Here is a 19683-nt window from a genome sequence, read left to right as displayed (position 1 = left end):
GTCTACATTGGGAATTGGAGATCAGTTATCAGTTATCAGTTATCAGTTTCCTTTGTCTGCTCGCTGATTACTGTTTAGTGTTCACTGTCTCCGGTTCCCAATCTCGCACTTTCTCCATTTTTACTTTATTTTTACCTCATTAGATCTGTTTACTGTTTGACGATCTGCGCGCATTGCTTGCACAAAATTCTCGAACAGGTAATCAGCGTCGTGAGGACCAGGAGAAGCCTCTGGGTGATACTGCACAGAAAATATGGGTAGATTCTTGTGACGTAATCCAGCAACAGTGCGATCGTTTAAGTTTAGGTGGCTGATTTCTACAGTTGTCTGAGGTAGAGTATCTGGGTTTATAGCAAAACTATGGTTTTGACTGGTAATTTCCACCCGTTTTTGTAAACCTGCTGGCTGATTCAAGCCACGATGTCCAAATTTAAGTTTATAGGTTTCTGCTCCCAGTGCATGACCCAAAATTTGATGTCCCATGCAAATGCCAAACATTGGTTTTTGAGATGACAGTAAAGCTTTCGCAGTCTCAATACCTTCGGTGACAGTGGCAGGATCACCAGGACCATTAGAGAGAAAAATTCCATCTGGATTATATTTGAGAATTTCCTCTATTGGGGTGTGGGCTGGAACAACAATAACTCTGCATCCGTACCTTGCTAGACGGCGCAAAATATTACGTTTGATGCCAAAATCTAGAGCCACAACGGTGAAAATTTCTTCAGAATTAGTTTTTGCCTCTAGGTTAAACTCCCAAACGGGATCAGTGGTTTGTGACCATTCGTATGGCGTTTGGGTAGTCACTTCACGGACAAGATTTAATCCATTCATGGCAGGAGCTGCTAGTATTCGTTCTAGCAGTTCTGCTTCGTCTAGAATTTCTGTAGAAATGCCACCATTCATGGCCCCAAAAATGCGAATTTTGCGGGTTAATGCGCGGGTGTCTATGCCGTAAATGCCTGGTATTTGGTGTTGTTTGAGGTAGTTTGGTAAAGATTGCGAAGAGCGCCAATTACTTGGTCGGCTACAAATATTACGCGCGATCGCTCCCCGCACATAGGGTCGATCTGATTCCTCATCCTCTGGATTCACACCTGTGTTACCCAATTCTGGGTAAGTAAAAACTACTATCTGACCACAGTAACTAGGATCAGTCAGGACTTCTTGATATCCTGTCATGCCAGTGTTAAATACCACTTCCCCGATCGCAGTAGTGCCTGTAGCACCAAAAGACCAACCGCGATAAGTGGTTCCGTCGGCAAGAACAAGTAAGGCAGGTATTGTGTCAAATAAGGCCATAGGCTGTTAGGTTGAAAAAAGGGATTGGGGATTGGGGATTCTCCAGAGGAGACGCTACGCGTAGACGCGCAAGCGGCTTCTCACAGAGTACGGGGATTGGGGATCGGGGACAAGGGAGACATATCAATTCAAAATACCCTACAGGAAGGCTGCGTCTACAAAATACCTACGGTAGGTGCGTAGCGACTTCTGGTAAGTAGGCGCTCCGCGTTTACAAAATTTAAGAACTTGTTTACCTAATCCCCGATCCCTGATCCTCCATCCCTGTTCCCCTGACCACAGCGAAGAATTATTATCCCATGAATTTATCATTTGAATTGCTTTGTCTGCTTGCGGTACAATAACGACAGACCAGATGATCCCGGAATAAATTTTATCGGCTAAAGCATTCTTTTTAAATAAAGATATAGTGCATCTTTTATTGAATTCGGATATTAGCATTATTCCAAAGTATCGTGGGTGTAGGGGAAAGTATGCGTTCTAAACAATTATGCTTCAGTCTTTGTTATCCCAAGCCACGCTAATATTTCTTTCCACCACACTGGCGATTTTTGCTGTTGCTTGTCGTGAAGACAAACAGGCTATTGTGGATCATGACCAACAACCAGAAGCAGTAGAAAAGAGTCCGATCGCTTCTGATGAGAACACACCATTACCAGTAATAACTCCACAACCACAGCCATACCAAGCTTCGGAAATGCAATCCGATAGTTTTGAGTTAGGGTTGGATAAAGCAGCTAGCGCTGATACTATCAGTCAATCTGCTCAATCAACAGAAGATTGGAATTTAGTAGTTAGTCAGTATGAAGATGCGATCGCATTGATGAAACAAGTAGATCGCCAAAGTACCTACTTTCCTAGCGCTCAAGACAACATCATCCAATATCAACGTCGGATTAAATACGCCCAACAGCAAGCTTTTTCTCGCAAGGAACCACCGCCACAAGTAACAACACAAGTACAACAACAACCTTCCAGGATAGTGCTTGTAGTTCCTCAACCTTCTGCTAAACCACCAATTCTCCAAAAAACCCAACAACCATCAACTAACAACCAACAAAAGGTATTTGTAGCACCCACTACACAGCAGCGTCATGAACCTGTGGTGTTTATCGCTCCGATTAAACGACGAGTCGGGGGGACACCAATTATTGATGTCACTTTTAATGGCAATCAACAATTTGAGATGATTTTGGATACGGGAGCAAGTGGTACAGTTATCACCCAAGGTATGGCAAATGCCTTGGGGATAGTACCTTTTGGAAGAGCCAAAGCAAATACAGCCAGTGCAAAAGCGGTGGAATTTCCCGTTGGTTATGTAAATTCTATGGAAGTTGGTGGGGTGAGCGTCAAAAAAATTCCGGTGGCGATCGCTGGAACAGAACTAGAAACAGGGCTTTTGGGACACGATTTTTTTGGTGACTACGAGATCACCATCAAGCGTGATGTTATAGAATTCCGCCCACCATCCTACTCTGGGCAACTCAATCCTGTAGAAACTCGACTAAATGTTCCAACTTCGTCCAAGCCGCACCACTCTGAAGAATATCCCTAGCCAATTGTACACCTTGAGCGTGATCTAATAATGGGATTGCTCCACCCACTTGCAGTGCTAGTGCAGTATTTAATGCTACTACATCCTGTTGTGCTTGTGTCCCCTTACCTTGCAACACTGCCTTCAAAATATCCGCATTTTCTTGGACATTACCACCCACGAGCGCTGTGATGGGAGCAGGAGTTAAACCCACCTCCTGTGGATTGATTGTTGTTAATGTTACTTCATTTGCCGATAATACAGCCAAATCGGTAACATCACCCAAACCAGCCTCATCCAATTTTTCTCGCCCGTGTAGGGCGATCGCTTTTTGTGTACCCAGTAACTGTAAGGCTTGAGCAATTGTTGCTAATAATTTGGGATCAAATACCCCAATCACTTGCCCTGTAGGACGTAAAGGATTCACTAAAGGCCCAAGTAAATTAAATACTGTCCGCACCTTGAGACTCCGCCGTAACGAAGCAACTGACTTGAGGGCTGGATGCCAACCAGGAGCAAACAAAAAGGTAATTCCCACTTCTTTGACTGCTGCTTGTACTTTCTCACTAGCACAGCTCAGATTTATACCCAAAGCCTCTAACACATCCGCACTACCGACACGACTGGATGCCGAACGATTCCCGTGTTTTGCAACAGGTATACCACTAGCAGCAGCCACAAAAGCAACAGCCGTAGATATATTAAAAGTTGATGCTCCGTCTCCTCCAGTACCGCAGGTGTCGATGAGGGGATCGGGGAAAGGGGATCGGGGAAAGGGGATCGGGGACTGGGAAATTTCTATTTCCCCTTGTTCCCTTTGTCCCAGTGTCTCCGTGTCTCCTTGTCTTCTAAGAGATTGAGATTGCAAGACTCCAGCCATTCCGGCTAATTCCTCAGCAGATACACCTTTGCAATGTAGTGCAGCTAAGATCGCCCCCGATAATTCTGGGGGAATAGCCTCACCTAGCCATCCTTGCATCAACTCTGCTGCTTGAGGGCGAGATAAAGACTGACGTTCTAGTAATTGTTGGAGCAGGTTAGACCAGATCGCAGAAGATTCTTGTCCAGGCTGCGAAGAATGATTCATAAACAAGTTTATTTAATAAAAATAAATTGCCATAAATCAAATTAACTCGAAAAGGTATTTAGTAGTCTGTCAAATTAATTTTGAGGGATAAAGCAACTAAATTCAAATTTTAAGTAAATATACTTTACCGTTTTATTAAATTAGCTACATTCTTTTGTTAAAGTTATAACAAAAAAACTAAGTATATTTCAACACCAACTCTAAGTGTTGAGTTTATAGTTCTTATTCCGTAGTAACAATCAGAATATTAAATCAGTCAACAGTAAACTTATTGAAATGCCTCTTACTCAACTAATAAAGCTGATAAGTATAAAAACACGGATTTTTAATATTTAATTGTTGATTCTAGATAAGATAAGCGTAAGCAGTTGATCCCCTAGTATACATTGTCCAACATCATAGGAGATTTAAAAGAATATTTAGCAGAGTTGTATTTTTACTGGTTTTTACGGTTAATTAAGTATTATATTTTTATTTATGGTAGTTATAGTATACGCAAATTCTTGGTGGACTTTACGTAAATTTAATTAAAGCTTAGTCAAAATATAACTTATAGACTGCTACCCTATTACTAATTCACTTTTTGCTGCAACATTTGAACCCTCTAAAATCTGTGATTTACAGGATTTGGAGGGATTCTTTTTTGGGATCGGGGATTCTCCTAGCGGAGACGCTACGCGTAGACGCGCAAGCGGCTTCTCACAGAGTACGGGGATCGGGGATTGGGGGATTGTACAACAAATTCTTAAATCTTTTTCCCAAGCCATATGCGTGACCGCCCAGTCATTCATCTCATACCATTTCACGTTAATCACGATACACATAAATTTTGTAGAGACGCGATATATCGCGTCTCTACAGGGTCTGTATTTGTATCAGATTTTTTGTGAAATGGTATCACTCTGCCTATCGGGTCAGTCGTGGGGCCTCTGCCCGAACTAGCTAATTTTTGCTAAACTAGCGAAAGCTAATGGATTACGATCGCCAAGTGTTGCCAGAGGAAAATCATTCCGTTTTAGAAATAGCCCATTCTTATTTACTCAACTCAGTTGCAGCTAAAGCAAATGAGATCGACAGCGATCCCAATACACTCATGCAAGCGCTGCAAGAACTTGGAGATTTGGATTTGCTGGCGTTACGTATTCCCCATGATTGGGGTGGTAAAGGAGTTAGTGAGGACACTTTTAGTAAATTTCAAGAATTGGTAGCACGGTACTCTGGTGCTTTAGCTTTTTTACAAACTCAACACCAAAGTGCTGCTGCAATGCTAGTTGCTAGCAGTAATATTAGTTTGAAGCAGGAATATTTACCCCGTATAAGTAAAGGTGAAGTTTTACTCGGTATTGGTTTTTCGCAGTTGCGACGTGTAGGTGAACCACTGACTCTAGCTAAACCAGTCTCAGGAGGATATCAGTTAGATGGAGTCGTACCTTGGGTGACTGGATGGGGAATTTTTGATGATTTTATTATTGCTGCTACGCTTCCCGATGGCTGTGCTGTTTTTGGCGTAGTTCCTTTTCGGGAAACTTACCAAAATTCAGAAAGCAAAATCACACTTACTTCACCAGCACAACTAGCAGCGATGACATCAACTAATACCGTCACTGCTAATTTGAGTAATTACTTTTTACCTCAAGAGTACGTAGTTTCGATGAAACCAGCCGGATGGATTCATGAAAATGATAAAAATAATGTCCTTCGTGCCACCTTTTTAGCTACAGGTTGCGCTTTCGCTGGTTTAGATATTATAGAATCCGTCGTATATACAAAATCATTGCCTGCGATCGCTCATGCTTTGACAGCTTTTCAACAAGAACTAAACCAGTGTCGCACTGAGATTCGTCAGACACAGAAAAATACTCATGCACAACTGTCAGAAAAACTACAATTACGAGCCTGGGCAATTGATTTAGCAACACGCATTGCTCATGCAGCTGTTACCGTTTCTAGTGGTGCTGCCAATTATTTACATCATCCTGCACAAAGAGTATACCGCGAAGCACTGGTGTTTACAGTTACCGGGCAGACTAATGCTGTAATGGAGGCGACGCTGGAGAGGTTGAGTAGGGGATGGGGAAATGGGGGACAAGGGGGAGAAAATAGTTATTTGTTTTCTCAATCAAAAGTTATTCAACCAAAAAGTATCACCTATTCACGAGTCATTCATCTAAGTCATGTGATAGACACTGATATTCCTCAGTGGGAAGGTGATCCCCTGGTAGAATTTGAGACTGTTGCAGAAATAGAAAAAGACGGGTATTTCCTCCGGCGCTTTTCTTTAGGTGAACATAGCGCTACTCATATTAATGCCTCAAAAAGCTTTTATTATGCTGGTGTTGGCATTGATCAATATCCCGCAGAATCGCTAGTTGTACCTGCGGTAGTCATTAATATTCAAGAGCAAGTAAAAATTAACTCAGACTACACTTTCAATGTTGCTGATATTTTGGAGTGGGAAGAGCAATACGGGAAAATTACTAGCAAAACTGTAGTGTTGTTATACACCGGATGGCAGGAAAAGTGGTGCGATCGCACAGCTTTTATGAACCCAGATTCCCAAGGAAACATGCATTTCCCTGCTTTTGGTAGTGATGCAACTGAGTTTTTGTTGAATGAGCGTCATATTGCTGGAGTTGGTATTGATACACATGGTGTAGACTCTGGGCAAGATACTACTTTTACCACCAACTGTCTAGTTTTAGAGAAACCACGTATTGTTCTAGAAAATCTCACCAATTTAGATCAGTTACCACCCAAAGGCGTAACTTTGGTGATTGGGATTTTGAGATTACGAGATGGTTCTGGTTCGCCTGCTGGAGTGATGGCGCTGATTAATTGAACCAGAGATTAACTATTTTGACGATGAAATAAATTTTTCCTTATCTTTTTACTGTTTTACATTCTAATTAACTACTCCCCCTTATTTTCTCCTAGCAACCTCTTCATTTTTTTATCTGTAAAGGGATTTTTACCAATGCGTAAAGCTTTAATCCAAGCTTTTACTTTTAATTTTCCTGTTTTACTATCTGTTGCGGCGATATATGCTTCAAAGTCTTCAATAGCTCCTTGTTTGTTGCCACTTACGGCTCTAGCAAGACCACGCACAACTCGAATTTTTTGATTATCAGCAGCTAGTTGCACAGCATTTTCGCAGGCTTGCATAACATCTGCTGCTTGTTTTTTTAAGCTACCTTGTAAGCAAAGTTCTTTCCAGGCGTCAGCAGAAATTTCTACTTTTGGATCTAGATTTTGGGCATTGATATAAGCGATCGCAGCTTTTTTAATCTTGCCCTTTTTCATAAATTTGTTACCTTCATAAATTAAAACTGGAGCCGCCAAACGCCCTATTTGAGTATTCAGTTTCAGTGCTTCTTGGAACTTAGTCACTGCGCTTTCTAGTTCATTTGTTTCCAAACGTTGTTGTCCTTCTACAAATAATAGTTCTGCTTTGGCTTTGTTAACAAATTCTAGTGCTTTTGCTTTGGAATTAAACTTCAAATCAGAATTCCATTTTTGAGCTTTACGGAAGTGCTTAACAGCACCTTCAAAGTTACCTTCTCTTGCTAACTTTTCTCCTTGAATCAGATATATTTCGCTCAATTCAGTATGTTTATGCTTAGTAGCGTCAAAAGCTATAACTGCCATAACAGCAAATACAAATCCTGCTGCAAATGAACCAACAAGAATGTGTTTGAAAAAAGGATCAAAGATGGTTTCATTGACTGCGTTTAAATCTGTTTTTCTTTCTTGTAGTGCCGTTAGCTGTTTTAACTTTGGCTGTTGTTGCTGACGAATAAAGGTAACTAAATGCTCATGTGCTAATTGATAGCGAACAGTCGGGTTTTCTCGCAATAAGATCACAATGCCAGATTTAACTAATATCTGTAATACCAAATCCAATAAAAATTTCTCTGTGTTTCTATCTCTAATTGAATATTGCTGCAAATCCTGTTCTAATTCTGCACGAGTTTTGAGGGGACAAGTACCTTTTTCATCTGTAAGTAAATACAGTATCAGTTTTGCTAATTGCTGATTTTCTATCCCACAATCTTCGATGACTTCATTTAAATAATGCTGAATCAGCTTTTCTTGTGCTTGCTCACCATACTGCTGATATTCTGCCAAAGTGGTAATATTCTCTGTTTGTAACTGGACGCCCACTATCTGCAAATCTATTGGATGCACCTCACCCAGTTTTCCTGCTAAATCTTGTATTAATTGTTCTAACAATGCAGGTTCCAGTTGAAAACGAGTACCTGTGGTTAAGCATTCGATAATTTTTTTAGCGTCAGTAGGTAAAAGGTTCCCCAATTTATAGAGAATATTTTTACTCAGAATATCTTTATTTATAATCTCCATGCTGGGTAAATCATTATACGTCAGCAAATGATGTAAGTAATTTTCCCGCAGCGACAGAATGACTTTGACGGACAAAATATTCAGACATTCTCCTAAAAACTCAAAAAATTGTCGCCTGGGTTCTGAGAGGGTGTGAATAAAGAAAAACTCTTCAAATTGATCAAAAATCAGGACTGTACGAAGGTTGTGCTGTTCGTTTTGGCGTAGTTGTTCTAAGAGGAAGTGGAATTGAGGAAGAGTGTGAGAAGGGGAAATGGTGAAACTTTGGGGTTCTGGAGTGAATGTTTCTAGTTCTGAATTTAAGCTGTCAAACTCACAAGTCAAAATTTCGATTTCAGAAGTCAAACTTGCAAGTTCTAAGGCTAAAGTTTTAATTTCTAAAGTAGAACTGTCGAGTTTTGAGGTCGAAGTTTTAACTTCTGAGGTGGAAATTTCAACTTCAGAATTCAAAGCTTGATTTTTGCCATTTTCTTGATTTTGCGTTTCTGTATCTTGTGTTGTTGCTGATTTCCGCGCTTCCTCTTCAATCTGATGTGTTAACTCTTCTATCCAGTTTCGATAAACTCGTATTTGCACAACCAAGTTGTCTTGAGTGGCGATCGCTGTCTTTTTCAACGCTGGGATCAATCCTGCATTTAAAAGCGAAGTTTTACCAACACCTGATTTTCCATAAATAATTATTAATTTGTTGTTCTCAGAACCAATGCGTTCAAGTAACTGTTCTACATCTTTTTGGCGACTAGAAGCAGTAATTTCTGGTGCAATATTTTCTTGTTGAGATGTGATCAGCTGCTTCTCTACAGTTGTAACTAACTTTGGTTGCTGTATCGCTTCCAAGCTACCTGCACCAATAAATATTCGCAAGCCATACTTTTGTTCAATTGATCTTTGTTCCAATTTAGTGTGTGTGGCTTCTAGATATTGTTTTTGCTGTTTATATAGTCTCCGCAAACTATTTAAAATACTAATGTAAAGAAAAGGAATATTTTCAGTAATACCAATTTGTTTAGCAGCTTCTAAATTATTGATAGCTGCTATAAATTCATTTAATTGTTCTTGGGCTTGCGCGAGAATAAAGAAACAAGAACTTTTTAGAAATAAGTACTCCGTCAGTTCACAAGGATTTAAGGTTGAACTGTGCAGAATATTTTCTCTATTATGCTGACTGGATAAGACTTGCAATGCTTTTTGAGCTTGGTCTTTAGCATTCCGCCAATTTCGTTTTGCCAAAGCGACCTCAGCCAAAAGATGATGTTCTTGGGCTATTTTCAGCAAATATTTTTTTTCAGAGAAAGTTTTATTATTCACAAATCGATCATCAAGCAATCAGATCGCATTTATTTTATCGTTCAGTTCTCGAATTCGGCGCGAGAGAATACCAATAATATTGACGGCGATTTCAGGAATTTCATCAATTGCTTCATAAAGTTGTTCTTGTGTCAATTCCAAGCATTCACAAGCTTCTAAAGTCGTGGCGGAAGCAGAACGTGGTTGAGCATCAAATACAGCCATTTCACCAAAGGATTCGCCTTTGGGAAATATAGCTAGTTGTTGTTTACCAATATGAACTTTGACTTTACCGGAAACAATAATATAAAGCGATCGCCCTTCGTCTCCTTCGTTAAAAATTGTGTAATTCCCTGGAAATGATAATTCATCCATTACAGAAGCCAAGCGAACGATAAAATCATCGCGTAGTTCTTTAAAAATGGGTACTCTGCGAACAAATAACAAACGTTCAACGGTAGATAACATATTTGTTAAGCTAAAATCATTACCCCTTTTCCTTTTATCGTTTACCTCATTTTCAAGCTAGAATCTCATGTGACCAATCATACAACGAGGGCATGAAAATCTATTCCCTAATCCCTGATCCTCGATACCTATTTTCAAGCTAAGGTGGGCAAAATCGCCCACCTTACTTTTTAAGCAGCGTTTTGACGCCACCATTCAATCGTATTTTTCAACCCTTGCTTAAAGTCTACCTGGGCAGTAAAACCAAAGGCTTGTTTTGCCCTTTCGGTATCCAAGCAACGACGGGGTTGACCGTTGGGTTTATCGATGTCCCAAACAATTTCACCGTCATACTCCATCAATTCACAAATTAAGTTAATCAAGTCACGGATGGAGATCTCAGAACCAGTTCCCAAGTTCACGGGTTCTGAGTCTTTATAAAATTGTGTTCCCATGACAATACCCCGCGCTGCATCTTCTGAATAGAGAAACTCGCGGGTAGGACTACCATCACCCCAAACAGGGATTTGCTTTTCTCCCTTAATTTGAGCTTTGTGAACTTTATGAATTAATGCTGGGATAACATGGGAACTTCGGGGATCAAAGTTATCTTCTGGACCGTATAAATTCACTGGCAAAAGATAAATGCCGTTAAATCCATACTGTTGGCGGTAGGATTGCAGTTGGACTAAAAGTGCTTTTTTCGCTATTCCGTAGGGGGCGTTAGTTTCCTCTGGATAACCATTCCACAGATCATCTTCTTTGAATGGCACTGGGGTAAATTTGGGATAAGCACAAATAGTACCCACGCAAACGAATTTTTCTACGCCAACTTGATAGGCAGCATGAATTAGCTGGGTTCCCATCATCAAGTTATCGTAAAATAACTCGGCAGGTTTTTCCCTATTCAAACCAATACCGCCGACATGGGCTGCTAAGTGAATGACAATATCTTGTTGATCAACTGCACGCTGGCAGTTTTCCATCAGTCGTAAATCACAATCACGCGATCGCGGTAATGTAATTTTTTCTGGATTAGCTCCAGCTTGACGCAACTGGTTGACGACCTGACGTCCCAGGAAACCAGTTCCTCCAGTCACAAGAATGCGTTTATCTTTGAGTTCCAAGGCGTTCATCTTTTGTTCTCGTGGATCTTGTTCACAGATGCAGCACCCCTACTTCCTGCCGAATCATGGCATTATCCATAATTGCATTTGCTAATTTCCCATTCGGAGAAGTCAAACCTAAAGCTTGTAAGTCTGCTTCCACCATTAAGGAAGCTAATTCCTCAAATGTTACCGAAGGTTTCCAGCCCAATTTTTGCTGGGCTTTTGTTGGATCACCAATCAATAAGTCTACTTCTGCTGGGCGCAGATAGCGTGGATCAAATTCCACATAATCTTGCCACTTAAGATTTACATAACCAAACGCCAGTTCCAGAAACTCTTGTACTGTATGGGTTTCACCAGTGGCAATTACATAGTCGTCAGGTTCATCTTGCTGCAACATCATCCACATTGCTTTAACGTAATCTTTGGCGTAACCCCAATCCCGCTTGGCATCCAGATTACCCATATATAGTTTTTTCTGTCTACCAGCAAAAATGCGGGCTACAGCCATGGTTATTTTACGTGTGACAAAGGTTTCACCTCGTCTCGGTGATTCGTGGTTAAACAGTATGCCATTACACGCAAACAAGCCGTAAGATTCCCGGTAGTTTAGAGTTTGCCAGTGGGCATAAACCTTAGCACAGGCATAGGGACTGCGGGGATAAAAAGGCGTAGTTTCCTTTTGAGGTACTTCTTGTACCAAACCAAACATTTCTGAAGAACCAGCTTGGTAGAAGCGCACCTGAATACCTGTACGGTGTTGATAGTCGCGAATTGCTTCCAACAGACGCAGTGTTCCCATTCCCACTGCATCAACTGTGTATTCTGGTGCATCAAAGCTGACCCTTACATGGGATTGAGCGCCCAAATTGTAAATCTCTGTTGGTTGGACTTCTTCTAAGATGCGGCGCAGTGTAGTACCATCTGTCAGATCCCCATAGTGAAGCAACAGCCGCACTCCTTCTTTGTGAGGGTCTTCGTAAATATGGTCGATGCGGTCTGTGTTAAAGGTGGAAGTCCGACGAATAATGCCATGAACCTCGTAACCTTGTTCAAGTAAAAATTCACTTAAATAGGAACCATCTTGACCAGTAATACCAGTGATCAACGCTCGCTTTTGTTGCGTCATGCTCAATTATCCCTTGTCGTTTCTGATGATTATTTATACAAGCGACCCGGTACAACTTAGCAACAGTTTGCTCAATTGCCCAATGGGAAACTCACGAGTTTCCTTGCTTCTATGTTATTTCACCTCAGTAAATATGCCGATTTTAGATTATTTTCAGGATATTTCCTCATTAAAACAAATTAATTTGTCGAAGCTGTCTATATTTTCTGTAATTTTTTACTGAAAGTTTATATATTTTTATAATTTTGAAGAAAGAATAAAGCTGGAACCATAAGCAAAAATTTGAGTGAAACAATAATTGATCAATAATTCTGATTTAATGCTTCATGCTTTTTTTGGCATTTGGGGCAATGAATGCCCCACGAAATCAAGGTTTAGTACTTTTTCAGTAAGCGCCGTTATCTTTTGGTATGATTACCACACGAATCGTTTTCAAAACAATCCATAGATCGAGCCAAAAATTTCGGAATTTCACATAATGCAGGTCTATTTGAACTCGCCGAGGATAGGGAATGTCATTGCGACCAGAGACTTGCCATAATCCAGTTATGCCAGGTCGGATAGTTAAGATTTGGTCAATGTAATAACCGTATTTTGGTAATTCTTCCGCTACTAACGGTCGTGGACCAACAACGCTCATGTCTCCTTTGAGAACGTTCCAAAATTGAGGAAATTCGTCCAAACTGGTAATTCGTAAAAATTTACCGATCATTGTAATTCGAGGGTCATGTTTGAGTTTGAAAGTGCTTTCAAATTCTTGCCGCAACTCTGGCGATGTATCCATCATTTGCATAAGGATTTCGTCAGCATTCGTCACCATGGTGCGGAATTTAATACAATTGAAAGGCCTGTAGTTTTTACCAACCCGTTCTTGGACATAAAAAATTGGGCCTTCTGAACTCAAAGCAATTAGCAAGGCCAAAATTAAATAAACGGGAGAAAACAAAATTAGTACAGAAAGCGAAAAGACAATATCAAATAGTCGTTTACCAAACTCTCCGTTGAGAGCCTGAAAAGACAGACCTCTAGGTTTAACTCTAGGCGTCTTTACTGGTTGACCGCGTTTTAAGAACGTACGCGATCGCCCAATCCACGTTAACCTGGCTTCACCAGATGGTGAGCGTCTTTCAGGCAAAGAGGGGCTGTCTGTAAAGGAACGCCCCGTCCCGGATGCGCTACGCGAGCGCTTGCCGGAGAGGAGTGAGCTCTGGGCAGTCATCATACTCCTTAATAATCCACACCACACATAGTCCCAATCTTAAAGCCAAAAGCAGGTGCTTCTGGGAGCAATTTTCCAAAAGCTTCTGCAAAAACAATATCTCACATCTACTTGGATAAATTTTTTTCGATACACCTCTGTAAAAATTCTAGATAACGCTGGACAAAAATTTGTGTTTTAAACTGTTCTGCGTGCAATCGGACATATTCTGGATTGAATTTACTGTAAGAGGCTTCTAAAGTTTCTGTCGCTCTGATTAGAGATGCTTCTTTTTGTTCCTCAAACAATATACCCGTTGCTTTGTCTTCCCATGTGCGGATATCCCGTACCGTTTCTTTTGCACCACCAGCGTCATAGGCAATCACTGGCGTACCACAAGCTTGTGCTTCTACTAAGGCAATGCCAAAATCTTCACAAGCTGCATATACAAAACCTTTAGCATAAGTCATATATTTTTTTACAACCTCATCAGGCTGCCAACCGAGAATTTGTATATTTGAATTTGCTATTTGACGAATTTTTTTCATTTCTGGACCTGTGCCAATTACTACTAATTTTTTTTGCATTTGGTTGAAAGCTCTGACAATTAGAGATACTTGTTTGTAACTAACTAATCGGGAAACAGTTAGATAAAAGTCTTCTTTGTCAGGTGAAAAAGTAAAATTTTCGATATTAACAGGTGGATAAATAACAGTTGCTTCCCGTCGGTAGCAACGCCAAATTCGACGAGCTGTATGGTAGGAATTAGCAACAAAATAATCAACACGATTAGCACTTAATACATCCCATACACGTAAATTATGTAATAAATATCGTGTTATCCAACCAGGTACACCCTTACCTAATTTGCTTTGGTGCAGATAATCAAAAGTTAAGTCCCAAGCGTAGCGCATGGGACTATGACAATAGCAAATATGTAGCTGTTCACCAGAAGTGAGAACTCCTTTAGCAACAGCATGAGATGAAGAAAGAATAATGTCATACCCACGCAAATCGAGTTGTTCAATTGCTAAGGGTAAAAAAGGTAGGTATTTTTGTACACCTGTATAGGCAAATGGGAAGTATTGAAGAAACGTCGTGCCAATCTGACGTTTATATAAATAACTGTCTGGATTGCGAGATTCAAAATCGATGAGCGCATATAAGTCCGCATCAACAGAGTTCAGAATTTCCCGCACAACTAGTTCCGAACCACCAGTGGCTTTAGGTGTCAGCCACTCATGCACCAAAGCATATTTTAAGGGCACAGCTAACTTTAATTAATAGGTAAAAAAAAATACATGTAAATTGTGAGGTTAACTGAAAAGTTTCCCGTTGTAATTGAAAATGGGAAATGCCCCATATCAACTAAAAGACGTTATCTTCTCAAAATAGGTTCCACAAGCTGATAACCTCAAATTGGGGATCGGGGATCAGGGATTGGGCAACAAGTTCTTGAATTTTGAATTGTTTTGTCCTCCTTGTCCCTATTCCTCAATCTCTTCAAAAGGTAACTGACATAAAAATTGGGGATTTATGCGAATTCTAATTATGGGTGGTACTCGATTTATTGGTGTTTATCTCACACAACTGTTGGTGCAACAAGGACATGAAGTAGTACTTTTTAATCGTGGTAATCGTCCAGCACCAGTTGAAGGTGTAGGACAAATAACAGGCGATCGCACTGACACAATCCAATTAAAAGAAAAACTTTCTAAAGAGAATTTTGATGCCATTTTTGACAATAATGGGCGGGAACTTACTGATACTCAACCACTTGCAGAAATTTTTCAAGGGCGTGTACAAAATTTTGTATATATGAGTTCTGCTGGAGTATACCTCAAATCAGACCAAATGCCTCACATTGAAGGTGATGCAGTCGATCCGAAAAGTCGCCATAAGGGTAAGCATGAAACTGAAGCTTACTTAACACAACAAGGAATTCCCTTTACTTCTATTCGTCCCACCTACATTTATGGACCACAGAACTATAACGATTTGGAAGCTTGGTTTTTTGACAGAATTGTGCGCGATCGCCCAATTCCAATCCCTAGTAATGGCTTACATATCACCCAGCTAGGCCATGTCAAAGACTTAGCAACAGCAATGACCAAAGTTTTAGGTAATTCCCAAGCAGTTAGACAAATTTACAATATTTCAGGCGATCGCTTTGTAACTTTTGATGGTTTAGCCCGTGCTTGTGCTGTTGCGGTGGGGAAATCACCAGATAATATCAAAATCGTTCATTACGATCCGAAAAAGTTTGATTTTGGTAAGCGTAAAGCTTTTCCTATGCGAACACAGCACTTTTTTGCTTCAGTCAATAAAGCTATGACTCAATTAGATTGGAAACCTGAGTATGACCTGATTTCTGGGTTAAAAGATTCCTTTGAGAATGATTATTTAGTATCAGGACGAGATCAAGCAGAAATTGATTTTTCTGTAGATGAGGAAATTTTGTAACCTAACAGTTAATAACTAATTACATTTGTAATTTAAAGCACGTTCTATTTGCATATTTTTTGAGGGTAAAGGGGTTATAGATCCCCGACTTATTTGAGAAGTCGGGGATCTGATACCAATTCTGTGTAAAGCTGCACATTATTTTAACCCCTCCCAACCTTCCCTTACCAAGGCTACGGTGTACATACAAGTCAAAATTTTTCATGTTGAAACTGTATCCCGCCTAGAACTAAAGTTCCAGGCTCATAGCGAAAGTCCACTCAAGTGGACTGGAACAAACTTTTTTTGAGTCCTCTTCAGAGGACTTGCGCTATGAGACTCGGAATAAATTCCGAGGCGGTACTAAATTACACATTAAATCGGAATAGCATCACATCGCCTTCCTTCACAACATACTCTTTTCCTTCACTGCGAACTAAGCCTTTTTCCTTTGCAGCACTCATAGAACCAGATGTTACCAAATCATCGTAAGCAACAGTTTCAGCGCGAATAAATCCACGTTCAAAATCAGTGTGAATTACACCTGCTGCTTGCGGTGCTGACATTCCGGCTGTGATTGTCCAAGCGCGAGTTTCTTTTTCACCAGATGTGAAATAAGTACGCAATCCTAAGAGTGTGTAAGTGGCACGAATTAATGATTTTAAACCGCCTTCTTCCACACCCAAAGATGCAAGAAAATCTACTCTTTCCTCGTCTGATAATTCGATTAATTCTGCTTCTACTTGAGCAGAAACTGTTACCACTTGGGCATTTTCATTGGCGGCAATTTGTCTAACTTTTTCGACAAACTCATTACCTGTTGCCAATTCATTTTCAGATACATTAGCAGCATAAATAATTGGTTTGGATGTCAGTAATCCTAATATTTTAATTACTTCTGCTTCTTCTTCTGTTAAACTAATTTGCCGTACTGATTTGCCTTCATTTAATGCAGTAGCTAATTTTTCCAATACTGTCAATTCAAATTGCGCTTCTTTGCTAGTACGGGCTTGTTTTTTCGTGCGTTCAATGCGACGTTCGATTTGTGCTAAATCAGCTAAACCTAGTTCTAAATTAATTATCTCAATATCCCGCGCCGGATCAACTGAACCTGCAACGTGAATGATGTCATCATTTTCAAAACAACGCACCACATGAACGATCGCATCAACTTCGCGGATATGAGACAAAAATTGATTACCCAGTCCCTCACCCTGACTTGCGCCTTTGACCAAACCAGCAATATCCACGAACTCAACGCGCGCCGGGATAATTTGTACCGAATTGGAAATCTTGCTTAGAACATTTAACCGTTCGTCTGGCACTGCGACAACACCGACATTCGGTTCTATTGTACAAAAAGGGAAGTTAGCAGCTTCTGCTTTCGCGTTAGCTACTAAAGCATTAAATAACGTAGATTTTCCAACGTTGGGAAGTCCGACAATCCCGGCTCTCAGCATGTTAGATTTTGGATTTGAAGTTAAAACTAGACGAAATCAATTTTAAACAGGTTCGGGGATTGTTTGTGGAATTGTTCCTGGAACTGTTTGAGGAATAGGACCAGGTACGGTTTGTGGTATGGGTGCTGGTACGGTTTCAGGAACAGGATCTGGTACGGGGTGAGGAACCGTTGGCCCTGGTGTGGGTTCAGGAGGGGGTACAGGATTTGGTTCTGGGTTGGGAATTGGTGGTTCGTTAGGTTGAGGTTCAGAAATCAGATAAATCATGATCAGTTGTCAGTTATCAATTGTCAGTTATCAGTTATCAGTTATCAGTACCACTGTTTTTGTTAACCTCACACCATACGTATAAAAGGACTGCTGGTACTGTAGCCTACGGCAAGCCGCTACGCGTCTAAACTGATTTAAATTACTTAGCTTTTCCAAGCTAAATGACAATCAACCTTGCTGACATCTTCCTAAATATCTATAACCTTGTTGAGAGTGTTTTAATTAATTCGTAGCGAATTCTTTTGAGGAAATACTCTGCGTTTAAGGTCGCTACTATTTTACGCAAAGCAGTACTAAGGAAAAACACATGATTTACTGATAACTGTTCACTGATAACTGATAACTGTATAAAAATGCTCAATCAAAATCAAACACCTTTATTAGACACCTTAAAAGCCTGTGCGAAACGTCCCCACGCACCTTTTTACACTCCAGGACATAAACGAGGTGTGGGAATTTCCCAGAAAATCGCTGATGTTTTTGGTCAAACTGTATTTCGCAACGATTTACCAGAATTAACAGAGTTGGATAATTTGTTTGCACCAGCAGGGGCGATCCAACAAGCGCAAGAATTAGCAGCAGAAGCTTTTGGTGCTACACAAACATGGTTTCTTGTCAATGGTTCAACTTGTGGAATTGAAGCAGCAATTCTGGCTACCTGCGGCACTGGCGATAAAATTATACTGCCGCGCAATGTTCATTCCTCAGCGATCGCAGGATTAATTCTCTCTGGTGCTATACCAATTTTTGTCAATCCAGAATATGACCCAATTTTAGATATTGCCCACAGTATCACTCCTAACGCAGTAGCAGCAGCACTACAACAACATCCCGACGCCAAAGCCGTGATCATGGTTTACCCTACATACTACGGTGTGTGTGGAGATGTGAAGGCGATCGCGCAAATTACCCACCAATACAATATCCCTTTACTAGTAGACGAAGCTCACGGCGCACATTTTGCTTTCCATCCCCAACTACCCACCCCGGCTTTAAAAGCAGGTGCGGATTTATCTGTACAATCGATTCATAAAACATTGGGTGCGATGACTCAAGCGTCAATGCTGCATATCCAAGGTGAGAGAATAGATCGCGATCGCCTCAACAAAGCTTTGCAGTTAGTACAATCTACCAGTCCCAGTTATTTACTTTTAGCTTCATTAGATGCAGCCCGTCAGCAAATGGCGCTTCATGGTAAAGAGTTAATGTCCAGTACATTGCAACTCGCACAGGAGGCGAGAATTAGAATTACACAAATTCCCGGATTGTCGATTTTACAAAGCCCTTCTTCACAAGAGGGGTTGGGGGAATCTCCAGGTTTTATAACATTAGATCAAACACGCTTAACTGTGACTGTTTCTGGTTTAGGTTTGACAGGCTTTAGTGCCGAAGAAATTCTTGATCAACAGCTAGGTGTCACAGCAGAATTTGCTTCTTTGCAACATTTCACCTTTATTATCAGTTTGGGTAACACCCAAGAAGATATCGAGCAGTTGGTGCAAGCTTTGATTCAACTTACTCAGATGACCTCTTCTGTGACAAAAAAGAGGCAGTATAAGCATAAAGTTTTATGGGATGATATTTTTAACGTGGGAGTTTATGTGCGTATATCGCCCCGTGAAGCTTTTTTTGCTGCTACAGAAGCATTACCAATCCCAGAAACTACTGGATGTGTTTGTGCTGAAATCATCTGTCCTTATCCTCCTGGTATTCCTGTGTTGATGCCGGGAGAAGTTATTACTCAACCTGCGTTGGAATATTTGCAACAAATCCAGGCAATGGGCGGATTTATTAGCGGTTGTGCGGATGTTAATTTAAGTACAATTACGATTGTCAAGAGTAAATTTTGAGCAAATGAGTTAATTTTTTCAGGTCGATACATTCGCAATGTAAGTCGATACATTCGCAATGTAAGCCGATACATTCACAATGTAGGTCGATACATTCGCAATGTAGGTCGATACATTCGCAATGTAGGTCGATGACATAATGCGATCGGATTCTTATTAGACATCTCCGACAACTATCAAAGCCTTTATGTGACTAGCTCTTAGGGTGC

Annotated in this window: 14 protein-coding genes; 4 read left to right on the top strand and 10 right to left on the bottom strand. The window is 40.6% G+C overall.

Annotated features, from left to right (window positions below):
- Positions 1–120: 120 nt before the first annotated feature.
- Entirely contained in the window at positions 121–1302 is a 1182-nt protein-coding gene (gene carA / locus AC5JMK_RS17055; RefSeq protein WP_096676280.1) for a glutamine-hydrolyzing carbamoyl-phosphate synthase small subunit, read from the bottom strand.
- 490 nt (positions 1303–1792) lie between these two features.
- Between carA and AC5JMK_RS17050 the strand changes: the two genes are divergently transcribed.
- Entirely contained in the window at positions 1793–2857 is a 1065-nt protein-coding gene (locus AC5JMK_RS17050; RefSeq protein ID WP_096676281.1) for a retropepsin-like aspartic protease family protein, read from the top strand.
- Here the strand turns inward: AC5JMK_RS17050 and trpD are convergent.
- Entirely contained in the window at positions 2787–3923 is a 1137-nt protein-coding gene (gene trpD, locus AC5JMK_RS17045; protein ID WP_096676282.1) for an anthranilate phosphoribosyltransferase, read from the bottom strand. The two genes, AC5JMK_RS17050 and trpD, sit on opposite strands and share 71 nt — an antisense overlap.
- Positions 3924–4893: 970 nt before the next feature.
- Here trpD and AC5JMK_RS17040 point away from each other — a divergent pair.
- Positions 4894–6762, top strand: coding sequence for a cyclase family protein (locus tag AC5JMK_RS17040; protein WP_096676284.1), 1869 nt, complete (start codon positions 4894–4896; stop codon positions 6760–6762).
- Between the two features lie 71 nt (positions 6763–6833).
- Here the strand turns inward: AC5JMK_RS17040 and AC5JMK_RS17035 are convergent, their stop codons facing one another.
- The 6 genes from AC5JMK_RS17035 to AC5JMK_RS17010 all read right to left on the bottom strand — a co-directional run bounded on the left by AC5JMK_RS17035 (position 6834) and on the right by AC5JMK_RS17010 (position 14720).
- Positions 6834–9590, bottom strand: coding sequence for an nSTAND1 domain-containing NTPase (locus AC5JMK_RS17035; RefSeq protein ID WP_495910635.1), 2757 nt, complete (start codon positions 9588–9590; stop codon positions 6834–6836).
- Between the two features lie 18 nt (positions 9591–9608).
- Positions 9609–10037: a Crp/Fnr family transcriptional regulator gene (locus AC5JMK_RS17030; protein WP_096676286.1), complete on the bottom strand. Its 429-nt coding sequence runs from the start codon at positions 10035–10037 to the stop codon at positions 9609–9611.
- Positions 10038–10207: 170 nt separating this feature from the next.
- Entirely contained in the window at positions 10208–11152 is a 945-nt protein-coding gene (locus tag AC5JMK_RS17025) for a GDP-L-fucose synthase family protein (protein ID WP_096676287.1), read from the bottom strand.
- Positions 11153–11174: 22 nt separating this feature from the next.
- Positions 11175–12254: a GDP-mannose 4,6-dehydratase gene (gene gmd / locus AC5JMK_RS17020; RefSeq protein ID WP_096676288.1), complete on the bottom strand. Its 1080-nt coding sequence runs from the start codon at positions 12252–12254 to the stop codon at positions 11175–11177.
- A gap of 385 nt (positions 12255–12639) precedes the next feature.
- Complete coding sequence (locus tag AC5JMK_RS17015) at positions 12640–13473, bottom strand: undecaprenyl-phosphate galactose phosphotransferase family protein (protein ID WP_096676289.1); 834 nt, start codon at positions 13471–13473, stop codon at positions 12640–12642.
- A 107-nt stretch (positions 13474–13580) separates the two neighbouring features.
- Positions 13581–14720 carry a glycosyltransferase gene (locus AC5JMK_RS17010; RefSeq protein WP_096676290.1) on the bottom strand — a complete coding sequence of 380 codons (1140 nt, stop codon included), beginning with the start codon at positions 14718–14720 and terminating at the stop codon, positions 13581–13583.
- 268 nt (positions 14721–14988) lie between these two features.
- Here AC5JMK_RS17010 and AC5JMK_RS17005 point away from each other — a divergent pair, with 268 nt between their 5' ends.
- Entirely contained in the window at positions 14989–15915 is a 927-nt protein-coding gene (locus AC5JMK_RS17005) for an NAD-dependent epimerase/dehydratase family protein (RefSeq protein ID WP_096676291.1), read from the top strand.
- Between the two features lie 347 nt (positions 15916–16262).
- Here the strand turns inward: AC5JMK_RS17005 and ychF are convergent, their stop codons facing one another.
- Together ychF and AC5JMK_RS16995 are read right to left on the bottom strand one after the other, a co-directional pair.
- A complete protein-coding gene (gene ychF, locus AC5JMK_RS17000; protein WP_096676292.1) occupies positions 16263–17354 on the bottom strand; it encodes a redox-regulated ATPase YchF in 1092 nt (363 codons plus the stop codon).
- 42 nt (positions 17355–17396) lie between these two features.
- Positions 17397–17621 (bottom strand): hypothetical protein, encoded by a 225-nt coding sequence (locus AC5JMK_RS16995; protein WP_096676293.1) that lies wholly within the window; start codon positions 17619–17621, stop codon positions 17397–17399.
- 356 nt (positions 17622–17977) lie between these two features.
- Here AC5JMK_RS16995 and AC5JMK_RS16990 point away from each other — a divergent pair, with 356 nt between their 5' ends.
- Positions 17978–19474 (top strand): aminotransferase class I/II-fold pyridoxal phosphate-dependent enzyme, encoded by a 1497-nt coding sequence (locus AC5JMK_RS16990; protein ID WP_096676294.1) that lies wholly within the window; start codon positions 17978–17980, stop codon positions 19472–19474.
- Positions 19475–19683 lie beyond the last annotated feature (209 nt).

The sequence above is a fragment of the Pelatocladus sp. genome (assembly GCF_059505505.1).
The sequence above is the reverse complement of the archived record's forward strand: the minus strand, read 5'-3'. Positions and strand labels throughout refer to the sequence as shown.